Source organism: Candidatus Pantoea multigeneris, from assembly GCF_011752615.1.
GTDB classification, from domain to species: Bacteria; Pseudomonadota; Gammaproteobacteria; order Enterobacterales; family Enterobacteriaceae; genus Pantoea; species Pantoea multigeneris.
Map to the genome: position 1 here is coordinate 492,185 of NZ_VWXF01000002.1, position 14,714 is coordinate 506,898.

Below are 14,714 nucleotides of genomic sequence, written 5' to 3' on the forward strand. Positions count from 1 at the left end.
CCACTGTGATCTCAGTCCGCCTCTCGCGGTGTACGACCATCGTTTCATTTTTGCAATGATAGATTGCAAATCATTCTATTTTGAAAATTCACGCCTGGCGCTATGCTTCTTTCAACGCAATAACACAGCCACTTAATAACGCTGTTAACTTCACTTGAAATAAGGAATAACATCATGAACCAGACTCTCATTAATAAAGTTGCTTTAGTGACCGGTGGCAGTTCAGGTATTGGTTTGGCATCTGCCCAGGAATTAGCAGAACAGGGTGCAAAAGTCTATATTACCGGGCGTCGCCAGGAAGAACTGGATGCCGCAGTCGCAGCGATTGGTCATTCGGCGGTGGGTATCCAGGCTGATGCAGCAATATTGGCAGACCTGGATAAAGTCTTTGCGAAAATTGCCAGCGAATCGGGAAAACTGGATATTCTGTTCGCCAATGCCGGAGGCGGCGATATGATGTCGCTGGCCGAGATTACTGAAGAACATTTTGACCGCATTTTTGGTACTAACGTACGCGGTTTATTGTTCACCGTGCAAAAATCCCTGCCGTTGCTGAGCGAAGGTGCCTCGGTAATTCTCACCGGTTCAACAGCAGCGGTGAAAGGCACGGCCAGCTTCAGTGTTTACAGCGCCAGCAAAGCCGCAGTGCGTAACTTTGCCCGCTCCTGGGCACTGGATTTGAAAGACCGTGGGGTTCGCGTTAACGTGGTGAGCCCAGGTCCGATTCGTACGCCGGGTCTTGGCGGCCTGGTGCCCGAAGAGTACCGTCAGGGACTGTTTGATACCCTGGCAGTAGGCGTGCCGTTAGGTCGATTAGGTGAGCCTGAAGAGGTGGGTAAAATGGTTGCCTTCCTCGCTTCTGATGCCGCAGCCTTTATTAACGCCTCTGAGTTTTATGTTGATGGTGGTTTGGCACAGATTTAGTCACGGTTATTAATCCTGAAACAATTCCCCTGCGGCAAATAACCCTTTCCCGCAGGGTTAATTTATTAAAAACCTGAAATTAAAACGATAAAATAAACCAAAAAATCCTCGAAAAAATAACATCATCGCTATTTTTTCACAACGATGAAGGTATTTAATCACTGTCTTCTTCCATTAAGTCGACCATCGCACCTTTATGTGCTTCCACCACGCGAATATAGCGCATTACGGTTTCGGTTTTGGTCCAGGTGCCTTCCTGCATAATTTGCGCAACGGAGTAACCCTTGCGCGCCATGTCTTGTGCGGCACCGACACGCGCACTGTGACCACTCCAACCGGCATAGCGGCCTTTATTGGTTTTTTTACGATCGGGTACCCCTGCAGCGCCTCGCGCACGAATAAAAATCTCTTCCAGGCAGGGTGCACTCATGGGATCGGTGGTAAACCGGGCCTGATTTGAACGATGTACCGGGCAGAAAATAATCGCATCTGGCTCTCCCGCCAACCCGGCCGCGTTGATCCAGTCGGTCAGGCGTTGACTGGACTGCGCGCTTAACGCTTTCACGATCCCACAGGACTGCACAATCGTTTTTGTCCAGGCGACATCGAGGATAATTCGTCCATCCGCAGCGCGGCCAATATCCCCGACCCGCAGGCGTGACAGCTCACTCATACGCAACAACGTACTGTACGCCACATGCATAAATGCCAAATCACGCAGGTGTTGCAAACGCGGAGACGCCCGCCAGGCCTGATCCAGCTTCTTCAGATCGCCCCGGCAAAACGGCACGGCCTGTCCGGTACGTTCACCGGCGACCACGGCGGTACGGTTGATCTTCTTCATGGTACGAGAAATGTCCGGTGAGACATTGGGGGGCACCAGTCCGGCGTTACGGTGTAACATTGAGATCAGCGCCGCATGGGAGTTAATCGTTGATGATGCCCTGCCCGTGGCCTGCAAATGAGTGAGATAGTCTCGTAGGTCGTCCGCGCTCATGGGCAAAAACTGGCGACCGTTGGCTTCCGCCCATCGCCAGCAGATCCGCATTACGCTGAGTAGCTGCCGCCAGGTGTTAGGTGAAAATGCATCTTTATCCCGCACAAAGGCGGCCAGTTTTTCTGAAATATCCCGCGACGGGACGGAGAGGGATAACAGGCTGCCACCCGCGCTAATTTTGGTCATTTTGCTGAATAAATATCCATTTCAAGTTTTGATCGCGCTACGTGAATTCTGCAAACGGATCAGGGTGACTACCCGTCAGATTTCACGTAGCGACGCCTAATTTTAGCCCGCTGGGATCGCCGCTTTAAAGCCGGTATACGGGCTCGCAGAACATGAGCCACGAAAAATCGCCAAAACCAGCCGATCCACCGTAGATCGCGGTGATAACGGCATCATACCAGGCTTTACTAAACTAATATAAGTATAATTATATCAGTTTAGTTGCCAAAAGCGGTGATCAATCTGCCGATCGCGCAGTAATTGGCTATTTTCTGGAAACATTATTGATAAAGAGTGGTATAAACGTTGAATGCCAATCAAGCTCAGAGACTGCGCTTTTGGCCTGGGCATCCAGCGCTCTCCAGTAGCGTCTTTCGTTTATTTCGTTTGTTGAGGGTTTCGTTTATTTCGTATAAAATTCGGGTATGCCAATTTAACGCCGTTCGTGCGCTTTCACTACGCGCAACTGACCGGTGTGTTTACTTAACGTCTCCGAGAAACCTGATGAAAAATACCCTCCCCGATAGTCTGAGCCTCCCGGCCCCCAAGGAAATCGAAGCGGCAGTCCGTGGGCAAAGAGAACTGGCAACTTATCTCTCAACCCGCCTTGAAACACAGACGATATCTATTCAGGATGCTGAAAATGTCAGTCATCAGATCGAGCTACCTACGTCAGCGCTTATGATGCTGATGACCATTCTGGGTGAAGTGGCTGAAGGCAACGCAGTACAAGTTGTCCCTATTCACGCAGAATTGACGACACAAGAAGCCGCTAATATTCTCAATGTTTCGCGCCCACATCTGGTAAAACTTCTCGAAGAGGGGGAGCTGAAATTCCATAAAACCGGTCGCCACCGCCGGGTATTTTTTGCTGACCTGATGAAATACAAAGAGCAGCGGGATCAACAGAGTCAGAAAGCGATGCAAGATCTCTCCGACCTTAGCCAGGACATGGGATTTTATTAATGAATCATTCGCCCTATCCTGTCGTGCTTGATGCATGTGTACTTTACCCGTCATTACTGCGAGACCTGTTGATAAGGTTAGGATTAAAAGGCCTTTATCAACCCAAATGGAGTGCGCATATTCGCGATGAATGGCAAAGGAATTTGCTTGAGGATCGTCATGATCTGACACTCGATCAGGTCCAGCGGACAGATCAGTTAATGAATATCGCCCTGCCCGATGCGATGGTCACCGGATATGAAAGGCTGATTGAGAGCATCATCCTACCCGACCCAGATGACCGCCATGTGGTTGCTGCGGCTGTCAGATGTAATGCAGAGTTGGTAGTGACATTTAATTTAAAAGATTTTCCCGCTGAAACAATGGCTGAGCTGGGGCCTGAAGCCCTTCATCCTGATGAGTTTATTTTTGACCTGTTCGATCTCAATCATGGGCTGGCACTTCAGGCAGTGTCCGATCAGCGTTCAAGTATGAGAAAACCACCTAAAAGTGTGGACGAATATCTGGATGCCCTACTACGACAAGGGTTGCCGATGACGGTAAAAGCGCTAGAGAAGTATAAATATATGCTTTAAAAAAACAGGCCAGCGCAAACTTCACGCTGACCCTTGCGGCTAGAGATTAAGGTAAAGCATAAGCAATAACGTCATCGCCGCGATTATCATTGGTGCCGGTGCGGGTTGCACCCCCTGCCACCACAACAACGTACTGCTTACCATCTTCACCAATATAGGTCATCGGAGCACCCTGCCCACCCACAGGTAAGCGGCCGCGCCACAACTCTTTACCGGTGTTGTTATCCAGTGCGCGCAGGTAGTAATCCAGCGTGCCGTGGAAGAAGGTCAGTCCGCCTTTGGTCACCAGTGGGCCACCCATGGTTGGCATACCCAGTGGAATATCCAGTCCCGGCGCTACACCGTGGATCGGTGCATCTTTAATGGTGCCCATCGGTACCTGCCAGCGGGTTTTCCCGGTTGCCAGATCGATGGCAGTCATTGAACCGAATGGCGGTTTGAAGCATGGCACACCCAAAGGTGACATAAACATTGAGCGCTCTACGCCCCATGGTGTCCCCAGCTGCTCAGAATATTCGCCTTCGGTACTCGGTTTCATGCCAATCCGTGCAGCGTCTTCACGTTTAATGAATTTGCCCCACTGCGCCATACGAATGTCATTCACGATCAGCGTACCGGTAGCGACATCGATCGCACCGCCACCCCAGTTAAAGCCACCGTAGTAGCCCGGATAAATCAGCGTGCGCTTTTTATCGGACAATGGCGTGAACTCGCCTTCCCAACGCATATCTTTAAACTGAATGCGGCAGTACAGCTGATCGAAGATCGACGCACCCCACATATCAGACTCTTTCAACGCCGTGGCACCCACGGAGATGGCAGAGTAAGGCTGCGTAGGTGAGACCTTCATACCTGGCATCGCGTCGGTGGAGACTGGACGATACTCCACCGGGATCACCGGCTTACCGGTACGGCGATCGAGCACGAAAATCTGGCCGCGTTTGGTGAGCTGGATCAGAACCGGTGTGACGCTGCCATCTTTGGCTGGCATATCATACAAAATCGGCTGTGATGAAACGTCGTAGTCAAACTGATCCTGATTGGCGGTTCGGAAATGCCACAGTTCTTTGCCGGTTTTCAACTCAACCGCGACAATCGCATCATTGTATTCATCAGAATACGGATGACGGTTTCCAGTCCAGAAGTCCGGTGTCTGGTTGCCGGTTGGGAAATAAGCCACACCGGTTTTTGCGTCATACGCCGCCGTCCCCCAGAAGTTTGGCGTCTCAATCGGATAGATTTCGCCCTCTGGCAGCGGCGTGCTGTCTTTGGCACCACGGGAAGCATCCCAGGCCCACAGCAGTTTCCCGGTGCTGGCATCAAAACCACGCACCACTCCGGAAGCTTCGCCGGTGGTCAGGTTATCGTTCAGCTTACCGCCCACCATCACCACACCATCCGCCGCCAGTGGCGCAGACGTCAGGTAATAAGAGCCGTGCGCGGTTGCGCCTAAACCTGCCAGAAGATTGATAAATCCACGATCGCCGAAGTTCTCGTCCAGCTTGCCGGTCTCAGCATCCAGTGAGAACAGACGACCATCAACGGTGGTACTGATGATGCGCGGGTTTTTGTTCTGTTCCGCAGGGCTCAACTCGGTATAGGCCACGCCACGACAGCGTTTCCAGTTTTTGTTGCCTGACGTCTCTTCAATTTTTGGATCAAAACGCCATTTCTCTTTACCGCTGACGGGATCAAGCGCAATCACTTTATTCAACGGCGTACACAGGTACATGGTGTTGCCGACTTTCAACGGCGTCACCTGATATTCGGCACCGTTAATCGCCAAATCGCCGGTATGGTAAGTCCAGGCGACTTTCAGATCTTTCACATTTTGCGTGTTGATCTGGGTAAATTGTGCAAAACGCTGGCCGCTGCTATTCCGTCCAAAGGCGGCCCAGTCGTTGCCCGAACTTTCCGCTGCGCTATCATTCAGCACCGGCAACTTTTCTCCGCTGGCTTCCACTTCGGGATGCACGCTAAACATGCTGGTGAAAATCGCCACCAGGCTAGCCACCAGAGCCAGAGACAACAATCCCGACTTTTTACAGCTCAATACCGGCTTGTTCTCTGCATTTAACAGCGTAGGCGCACACAGCGTCACCAGTAAGGTGACCACGATAAACGTGATGGTACGTGGCACCAGCTGCCAGAAATCCGTTCCAACTTCGCTGAACGCCCAAATCAGGCTGATCGCCAGCAGTGCCCAGGCACCAAAGAGTGCCCAGCGTTTACGCTGGAATACGCCAAAACCACAGGCTCCCATGATCAATCCAGCAAACAGATAGAACCAGGAACCCCCTAATACCACCAGATATACGCCACCCGCTGCAAGGACCAGGCCCAGCAGCAACAGGACGATACCAATAACAGTAACCGCAAGATGTCTGACGTTATTCATGTTGAGATATTTTCCAATGAGATAAAATTCCTTTTCAGGAAAGTCAAATGAACTGACGCTGCTCTACATAATATTGAGATGTTTATCGTTATAATTTAAATACCCGTTGAGGCACGATCTCCGTTTATTTCCACCTCCTGCTTTTTTTAAAAACCACGCATCATCCTGCCGCCTGAGCAGCCTTTCGCCTCTTCACATACGTTAAGAAAAATCGTCACATACTGCTGATTTGTTCTATTTTTGTGAATCGACGCAGATGTTACCAGATGCTGCCAACGTTGGCAAAAAATGTCTGTATGTAAAAATAGTCATGATTTTAATGGGGATTTTCAGGGACTGTTGGTGCAGAACAAAAGCAATGTTGAAATCTGGCCTGGCTACATCCTGCACGGCTAACACATCTACGGTTGTTGATTGCATGCACTACCTCCGCGCGTCTGAAGGCCTAAGCCTGTCACCGGGAAAATCCGATGTAGTAATTACCCTCTGATTTATAAAGATAAAACCGCATAAAGAGAAAAAAGCAAAAATAACAATATACAAATTGTCTAAAACAGATCTATAACATTCACCAACAATAGACAAGTTGTAGACACGTAATTTTGAGGTCTGCAATGCAACATCCGTAATGAATAAGGGTGGGCGAAAACGGCGTGAATTCTGCTACAGTGGCATTGTCTACAAATTGAAGACTTAACCCTGGAGGCCGTTATGCCGACATTGAAACACCCTTATGACCCGCAGGAACTGCCTGCCGGTCGCGACCGTAAACAGACATTGGGTGAGGCGTTACGTTACCGCATCACCACCATGGAGTTAAAACCCGGCGCGGTGCTGGATGAAGTGATTTTGGCGGAAGAATTTGGGCTGTCACGCCCCCCGGTGCGGGAAATGATGCGCCAACTGGCTGCAGAGGGGTACATCGAACTGGAAGCCAATCGTTCGGCCCGTGTCTCTGGGATGAGTTATCAGTCATTGCGCAATTTTTACCTGGCTGCGCCTGCACTGTATGTCACCACCACCCGGTTGGCCGCTGAGAATGCCAGCGCCGGGGAGATCGAAGAACTAAAACGTATTCAACTGCGTTTTCGCGCGGCAATCGCCAGCCGGGATGTGATTGACAGTGTGTTCGCCAACGATCAGTTCCATCACACCATTGGACTGATGGCACACAACCCGTATCTGCTGCCCAGTCTGCGCCGTTTACAACTGGATCACGCCAGACTGGGCAAAACGTTTTACCAACCGGTTAACGCCCGGATGGAGCAGGAACTGGAACAGGCGGCTCAGCAACACGATGACATCATCGCTGCGATTGAGCGCCGTGACAGCGATGCCGCAGGCATCCTTGTGCGTGAGCACCTGGATCTGGGGCGGAAAAATATGGCGATGTACGTGACGCCTGAAGGCATGGAAGTGCCTGAAAGCATGTAGACATCGCATCGATACCCTTGCGAGGAAGCGATCATGAGTAGATTTTTGTTCTCCGGCGTCAATCTTGCCATCACCACCCCGTTTGATCATCAGGGCAAACCAGACTTAGACCGGCTGGAAACCCTGCTGGAGCAATACCTGGCCGCAGGCGTAAGCAGCTTTGTCCTGAGTTCTGGCACCGGTATGCATGTCTATCTGACCGAGAAAGAATCTCAGTCTGTGATTGCGCGCGGGGCGAAGGTTATCAATGGTCGGGCAAAAATCATCGTGCAGGCCTCTGCGCTGTTAACCGAAGACGTGTTAAACCGCGTGCGCTTCGCCCGTGATTGTGGCGCTGATGGCGTGATGGTCTTACCGCCCTTCTTTGAAGGACCAACCGATGATGAAGGGATCATCGACTTCTATCAGGAGATTGCGAGTGGCGGATTGCCGATCATTGGCTACAACGTACCCCAGGCCGTAGGTGTCGCCATTACGCCGGACTTATTGCGTAAGCTGTGTGAAATGCCTGAATTTATCGCGGTTAAAGACAGCTCTGGCGACCTCGCACAGCAAGAGGCGCTGATCCGTACAGGATTGCCGGTGATGAATGGCGCGGATGCGCTGGTGCCTTATGCTCTGTTTGCCGGTGCCAGTGGTCTGATTTGGGGAGGGGCGAATTTCGCTCCTCGCGCCGCAGTAGAAATCGCTCGCCAGGCGCAAGCAGGCAACTGGTCTGCCGTGCAGGAAATCTGGCAGTTCATTGCCCCCGCCATGTCACTGATCTGGCAAGGAGACTATGTACAGAGCGTGTATGCGGCGGCAGAAATCCTGGGCTATGGTGCCGGTCAGCCGCGCAAACCCCTCGCACGTCTCCCGCAGCATAAGCTGGCGATCCTGCAAGCCGCGCTTGAGCCGTTGCAGGCTTACGAAAAACGGTGAGTCAACAGATGAACCCACCTGGCAGCGATTGCCAGGCGGTAAGAAAGCAGATTACTTCAGGAAGTCCGTCAGTTTCTTGACGTTCTCTTGAGTTTCAAATTCAGGGCCGCCGTGCCCTGCGCCTGGAAACTCATGGTAGAACACCGGAACCCCGGCTTTGGTGAGGGCATTAACCAACAGCTTTGATTGCTCTGAGCCTACGTTGCAATCATTGCTGCCGTTCTCAATAAAGAAGGCTGGCGCTCCCGCTTTCACGTAGGTAACCGGGTTAGCAGCGTGAATTTTGTCCACGTTATCGGCCAGTTTTCCTCCCAGATACTGCTCTTCAAAGTTCAGGCCCGGGAAGTGCATCCCGCCAGAACACCCTTGAGCTTGGGTGAATTCGACGATTCTGGCGAAATCCACCGGCGGGTAGAGTGAAATCACACCTGCTGGCTTAATAAAAGTTGCCGGATGCAGCTTCTCCTGATTGAACACGGGGTTATCCGCCGCCAGCCCCGCCAGCGCAACGATATTGGCTCCAGCAGACTCGCCGTAATAGTAGATTTTCCCACTATTCAGATGGTATTCACTGGCATGAGACTGCACAAATTCCGTCGCGGTAAAGAAATCCTGCACGGCCGCAGGATAGTGACTTTCACCTGATAGCCGATAGTCAACGCTGACAAAGGCATAACCCTTATCGAGGATGGCATGCACGATACTGTAAGGTGCCATCGTCTTATCCCCGAATTTAAATCCACCGGGATGCGCGTAAATCACTACGGGATACGGTGCGGTATGTCCGGTTGGCAGATAGACGTCCAGCTTTTGCGTTTTTGACTTATCGCTATAGGCAACATCCGCGAATGCTGGCTTTAGCTGCTTCTCTTTGATCGTGGGGCCGCCGTGTGGCATCGCGTCAGGCATCATCGCACAGGCCGCCGTCGCAACCGACAGGCTCAGGACCACACCTAAAGCAAAAATACGGTTTTTCATCTTTTTCCTTAAAATTTCAGCTTAGCTAACATCATATCCTTTGGTGTTACTGCTCTCTGGTGGCAAACGGTAAGGCTTACGTTAATATTTCAGCATAAAATGAATGGCCTGATGATTATTTGACAAAGATGAACTCGAAAATCTTCTTATAAAAAGAGCTCATCTCTTCTTTATATACGAAGTCACGTTGTATGCCCTGACGATAGAGCGAGCCTTCCGTCAGGGTTGCCACAAACTCAGAGATCACATTGATCTGTGCTTCATCAAATTCTGGATGGTTATCGCGGATGATTTTGCTGCCTTCGACTTTCAGACGTTCATCGGCGCGTTTTAAAATCTCCAGTAGCCGGGGATTGCGCGTTGATTCTGCCGTCACCTCCATCAGCAGATAATCATCACGTTTATCACCGTCCGGTCTGCTCTGCGCACCGGCCAACAGTCTGGCCTTGAGGTTAAGATCCTGGTTGAGATCGTTATTATAGGCGATCATGGTTTCAACCCGCGCGCTGATGATTTCTGCCACAATCACCTCAATGATCTCTTCCTTACTCTCGAAGATGCGATAGAGCTGCCCCACGCTCAGGCCTGCACGCTCCGCCACAAAGGCCATGGTGGTGCCATGCAGACCTTTCTCTTCAAAACAGGCCCTCGCCGCCAGAATAATTTCACTGCGGCGCGCCAGTCTTTTTTGCTCAACTTTTCCAGGTTTCACGATTGCTCCTAATGCTGACACGCCCCAGTATGGATGTTACTTCCAGCCTCCGCCGAGCACCTTATATAAGGTCACTTTTTGCGCCAGAGAGTCTGAGAGCGTGCTGATATACTCCTGCTGTGCCGAATAGCGTGACCGCTGTGCGGTCAGTAAATTCAAATAGTCATCGGCACCGCTATCGTAGCGTACTTTCGCCAGCTGGTAGTATTTATCACTGGTGTCTTGCTCTTCCTGCCGGGCCTGGACCTCCTGCTGGTAAGTATTGACCCCGGTTAGCGCATCCGACACCTCCTTGAACGCCTGCTGGATCGCTTTTTCATAGTCAGCGACTTCAATGCGCTGCGACACTTTTGCCGCATTTAAGCTGGCCCGGTTTTTCCCACCGTCAAAAATGGGCAAGCTGATGCTGGGAGCAAAACTCCAGGCCGCCGTTCCGGCATCAAACAGGTTGTTCAGCCCCGCTGACGCGCTCCCTCCAGACGCCGTCAAACTGATGCTGGGGAAGAACGCCGCCCGTGCCGCGCCGATATTGGCATTGGCGGCTTTGAGTTTATGCTCCGCCGCCATAATATCGGGACGGCGGGTCAGAACCTGTGAAGGCAGATCGGCTTTTAGCGTCGGGAAGACCCACGTCTTGTGCAGCGAAGCCTGTTCAGCCACCCCGGCTGGCACTGGCGCTCCGAGCAGAAGCTGCAACGCATTCACTGCCTGCTGGCGTTCACGGGCATATTTAGCCACATCCGCCTCCGCACTTTTCACCGTGGTTTTTGCCTGCAGGACATCCTGTTCGGTCACAGTGCCGGCGGCCAGTTTCGCTTGCGTCAGCAACAGAGACTGGTTCTGACTGGCAGCCGTGGCCACCGCCAGTTTTTGCAGGTCGCTGTCTGCGCACAGCGTGATATACGCCTGCGCCACTTCAGCCACCAGCGACAGTTGCGTCGCCTGTTGGGTCGACTGATCCGCCAGATAGCTTTCCAGCGCCTGGTCACGCAGGCTACGTAACCGGCCAAAAAAGTCCATCTCCCAGGAACTCACCGCCAGGTTGCCCTCATATTGCTGGTAAGTCACCGGGCCTGAGGTGGCTGTCGAGTAGAGGTTACCCGGCAGATGCGTAGCGGTTTTACTCAGGCTGGCATTCACCGACGGCATCAAGGCGGCTTTGGTGATCCCCAGCTGCGCCTGGGCTGCTTCAACATTTAATGCCGCGACTTTGAGATCGCGGTTATTTTTCAGGGCGCTGGCAATCAGCTGTTTCAACGTCGGGTCGGTAAAGAAATCACCCCACGGCGTGTCTGCCGCCGTTAACTGGCCGGCCGCTGCCGTATCGTTCCATTGATTCGCCACCGGCAAAGCGGGCCGGGTGTAATGCGGCTGCAAGTTACAGCCGCTGAGCGTCATGGCGATCAACGCCGGTAACAAGCCATGTTTGAGTGGTTGTAGATTAACCATGGGATTTCACCTCTTTAACCGCCTTCTTATTGCTTAAACGCTGGGCGATTTTCATCACCAGAACATAAAACAGAGGAACAAAGAAAATGGCGAGGAAGGTGGCTGAGATCATGCCGCCAATAACCGCCGTACCAATAGAGTGCTGGCTACCTGCACCCGCGCCGCTGGAGATGGTCAGCGGGAAGACCCCAAGAATGAACGCCATCGACGTCATAATGATCGGGCGGATACGCAGTTTTGCCGCTTCAATCGCCGCATCCACCACATTTTTGCCGTCACGCTCATGGATCTCCTTCGCAAACTCGACAATCAAGATGGCGTTTTTCGCTGCCAGTCCCACCGTGGTCAGCAAACCGACCTGGAAGAACACATCATTCTGCAACCCGCGCAACATCACTGCGCTTACCGTTCCCAGCACACCCAGCGGCACCACCAGCATCACGGCAAACGGCACCGACCAGCTCTCATACAAGGCCGCCAGGCACAGGAACACCACGAGGACAGAGAGGCCATACAGCATGGTGGTCTGTGAACCCGAGGTCTGCTCTTCATACGACAGCCCGTGCCACGCGATTTTGTAGCCTGCTGGCAACTGTTTCGCGATCTCTTCTACGGCTTTTACCGCATCACCGCTGCTGTAACCGTTGCCCGGTGAACCCTGAATATTTACCGCTGCCACGCCGTTAAAACGTTCATAGCGCGGTGAGCCATAAGACCATTCGCCACTGCCAAAGGAGGAGAATGGCACCATCTCGTTCAGGTTGTTTTTGACATACCACTGGCTCAGATCCTGCGGCGTATTGCGGGCAGTGGCTTTGCCTTGCAGGTAAACATCTTTGACTCGCCCGTTGTAGAGGAACTGGTTGATGTAGCTCGATCCCCACGCGTCTGACAAAGTGGTATTGATATCCGCACTGCTCACACCCAGCGCATTCGCTTTCTCTTCATCAATATTGAGATGATATTCCGCCTCATCGGCCATACCGTTGTGACGGACCATCGACAGCCGTTTGTCTTGCGCCGCCAGGGCAAGGAACTTATCCATCGCCTGCATCAAGGCCACATGTCCCTGGTTATTTTCATCTTCCAGGTACATATCAAAGCCGCTGCTGTTACCCAACTCCATGACCGCAGGTGGCACCATGGCAATGACGCTGGCATCTTTAAGCTGTGAGAAGTGCGCCATGGTCCGGTTAGCCAGCGCCTGTACTTTCTGGTCCGCATTGGGACGCTGCGCCCAGTCTTTTAAACGCACAAAGGCGATGGCGCTGTTTTGTCCGCGTCCGGCAAAGCTAAAGCCATTGGCGGCAAAAACGGAATCCACCACGGTTTTTTCATCTTGCAGAAAGTAGTTGGTGATTGACTGAATCACCTGCTGTGTTCTTTCCGCAGACGCATTTTGTGGCAGCGTGGCCTGCACCATCATCACCGCCTGATCTTCATCGGGCAGGAAGGTACTGGGCAGTTTGACAAACAGATAACCGGTTGCCGCAACAATGCCGAGATACAGCACCACGAACAGCGTGCGTTTGCGGATAATATGGCCGACGCTGGCGGTATAACGGGTGGCACCGCGATCGAAATTGCGGTTGAACCAGCCAGAGAAACCGCGCTGTTTCTTCTCGTGATCCACGTGTTTTAAGAAGGTGGCACAGAGTGCCGGGGTAAATATCAGCGCCACCAGCACCGACAACGCCATCGCCGAAACAATGGTGATGGAGAACTGGCGGTAAATAATGCCGGTAGAACCACTGAAGAAGGCCATCGGCAAGAGCACCGCAGACAGCACCATCGCGATACCAAACAGCGCGCTTTGTACCTGCCGCATCGACTTAATGGTGGCCTCTTTCGGTGACAGGCCCTCCTCTTCCATCACCCTTTCCACGTTCTCCACCACCACGATGGCATCATCCACCAGCAAGCCGATGGCGAGTACCATACCGAACATCGTCAGGGTGTTGATGGTGTAACCGCAGGCATACAGCACGCCAAAGGTGCCCAGCAGCACGACCGGAACCACCATGGTGGTGATCAGCGTAGCGCGCAGGTTTTGCAGGAACAGCAACATCACCAGGAATACCAGGGCAATCGCTTCAATCAGCGTTTTCACCACCTCATGAATAGACGCACTGACCACCGGCGAGGTGTCGTAAGGGAGGATCACTTCTACATCGGCAGGCAGTGAACCTTTCAGGCGATCGACCGTGGCGCGAACGGCCTGCACCGTCTCAAGAATGTTGGCACCGGTTGCCAGGCGCAGCGCAATCCCGGTTGAGGCTTTATTGTTGAAGGTGGAGGAGATGCTGTAATCCTCCGGACCAAGGGCCACGGTGGCCACATCTTTCAGGCGCACCTGTGAACCGTCCTGATTCACCTTCAATAAGACGTTGCGGAACTGTTCGGCGTTGGTAAAGCGGGTTTTGCCCACCACCGAAGCACTGATTTGGGTGCCGGGGGCTGCGGGTAAGCCGCCCACTTTACCGGACGAGACCTGGGTATTTTGGTTGGTGATTGCGGTGCTGATATCACTCGGCATCAGACCGTACTTAAACAGTTTGGCCGGGTCCATCCAGATACGCATCGCGTACTCAGATCCCATCACCATGAAGTCACCCACCCCTTTGGTGCGGGCTACCGGATCTTCCAGTTTTGAGACCAGAATATCGCCAAGGTCAGCATCAGACAGCTTGCCATCTTTCGACACCAGGCCTAATACCATCATAAAGTTGGACTGGTATTTCGCGACCGTGATCCCTTGCTGGGTGACTTCGTCTGGCAGCGAGGTCTCGGCTACCGAGACTTTGTTCTGCACCTGAACCTGGGCGATATCGGGATCGGTGCCCTGTTCAAAGGTGGCAATAATGGTGGCACTGCCGTCACTGTTGCTGTTCGACTCCAGATACCGCAGGTTATCAATCCCCGTCAGCTGCTGTTCCACCACCTGAACGGCGGTTTCCTGTACAGTTTCTGCACTGGCACCCGGATAGGTGATGGTGACGGAGATCGCCGGTGGCGCAATGTTGGGATACTGGTTAATGGATAATCCAGAGATGGCCATGATACCGGCCACCATAATCAGGATCGCGATCACCCAGGCAAACACAGGGCGCTTAATAAAAAACTCAGACATAGCGG

At 52.5% G+C, this 14,714-nt stretch carries 11 protein-coding genes; 5 read left to right on the plus strand and 6 right to left on the minus strand.

Translation table 11 applies throughout. The features are described 5' to 3' along the window. The first annotated feature begins 174 nt into the window (after nt 1–174). The gene (locus F3J40_RS07700; RefSeq protein WP_167013426.1) at nt 175–924 is read left to right on the plus strand and encodes an SDR family NAD(P)-dependent oxidoreductase; all 750 of its coding nucleotides are present in this window, start codon (nt 175–177) and stop codon (nt 922–924) included. A gap of 154 nt (nt 925–1,078) precedes the next feature. Here F3J40_RS07700 and F3J40_RS07705 read toward each other — a convergent pair whose 3' ends face one another. Then, nucleotides 1,079–2,107: a tyrosine-type recombinase/integrase gene (locus F3J40_RS07705; protein WP_167013428.1), complete on the minus strand. Its 1,029-nt coding sequence runs from the start codon at nt 2,105–2,107 to the stop codon at nt 1,079–1,081. Nucleotides 2,108–2,650: 543 nt separating this feature from the next. Here F3J40_RS07705 and F3J40_RS07710 point away from each other — a divergent pair. After that, nucleotides 2,651–3,112 (plus strand): helix-turn-helix domain-containing protein, encoded by a 462-nt coding sequence (locus tag F3J40_RS07710; protein ID WP_167013430.1) that lies wholly within the window; start codon nt 2,651–2,653, stop codon nt 3,110–3,112. After that, entirely contained in the window at nt 3,112–3,687 is a 576-nt protein-coding gene (locus F3J40_RS07715) for a PIN domain-containing protein (protein WP_167013432.1), read from the plus strand. The genes F3J40_RS07710 and F3J40_RS07715 overlap by 1 nt, the downstream gene beginning before the upstream one ends. A 46-nt stretch (nt 3,688–3,733) precedes the next feature. Here F3J40_RS07715 and F3J40_RS07720 read toward each other — a convergent pair whose 3' ends face one another. Beyond that, on the minus strand, nt 3,734–6,085 hold the full coding sequence (locus tag F3J40_RS07720; protein ID WP_167013434.1) for a membrane-bound PQQ-dependent dehydrogenase, glucose/quinate/shikimate family: 2,352 nt from the start codon (nt 6,083–6,085) through the stop codon (nt 3,734–3,736). A gap of 711 nt (nt 6,086–6,796) precedes the next feature. On the opposite strand from F3J40_RS07720, the gene F3J40_RS07725 reads away from it, so the two are divergent. Together F3J40_RS07725 and F3J40_RS07730 are read left to right on the plus strand one after the other, a co-directional pair. After that, complete coding sequence (locus F3J40_RS07725; RefSeq protein ID WP_167013436.1) at nt 6,797–7,519, plus strand: GntR family transcriptional regulator; 723 nt, start codon at nt 6,797–6,799, stop codon at nt 7,517–7,519. A 33-nt stretch (nt 7,520–7,552) separates the two neighbouring features. Continuing rightward, complete coding sequence (locus F3J40_RS07730; RefSeq protein ID WP_167013438.1) at nt 7,553–8,440, plus strand: dihydrodipicolinate synthase family protein; 888 nt, start codon at nt 7,553–7,555, stop codon at nt 8,438–8,440. Nucleotides 8,441–8,491: 51 nt separating this feature from the next. On the opposite strand, the gene F3J40_RS07735 is transcribed toward F3J40_RS07730, so the two are convergent. From F3J40_RS07735 to F3J40_RS07750, 4 genes are all read right to left on the minus strand, one after another. Continuing rightward, the gene (locus F3J40_RS07735) at nt 8,492–9,418 is read right to left on the minus strand and encodes an alpha/beta hydrolase (RefSeq protein WP_167013440.1); all 927 of its coding nucleotides are present in this window, start codon (nt 9,416–9,418) and stop codon (nt 8,492–8,494) included. Nucleotides 9,419–9,533: 115 nt separating this feature from the next. Continuing rightward, entirely contained in the window at nt 9,534–10,130 is a 597-nt protein-coding gene (locus tag F3J40_RS07740) for a TetR/AcrR family transcriptional regulator (RefSeq protein WP_167013442.1), read from the minus strand. Nucleotides 10,131–10,166: 36 nt separating this feature from the next. Continuing rightward, nucleotides 10,167–11,579, minus strand: coding sequence for an efflux transporter outer membrane subunit (locus F3J40_RS07745; protein WP_167013444.1), 1,413 nt, complete (start codon nt 11,577–11,579; stop codon nt 10,167–10,169). Beyond that, a complete protein-coding gene (locus tag F3J40_RS07750) occupies nt 11,572–14,709 on the minus strand; it encodes an efflux RND transporter permease subunit (RefSeq protein ID WP_167013446.1) in 3,138 nt (1,045 codons plus the stop codon). Before F3J40_RS07750 ends, F3J40_RS07745 begins: the two co-directional genes overlap by 8 nt. Between the last annotated feature and the right edge of the window lie 5 nt (nt 14,710–14,714).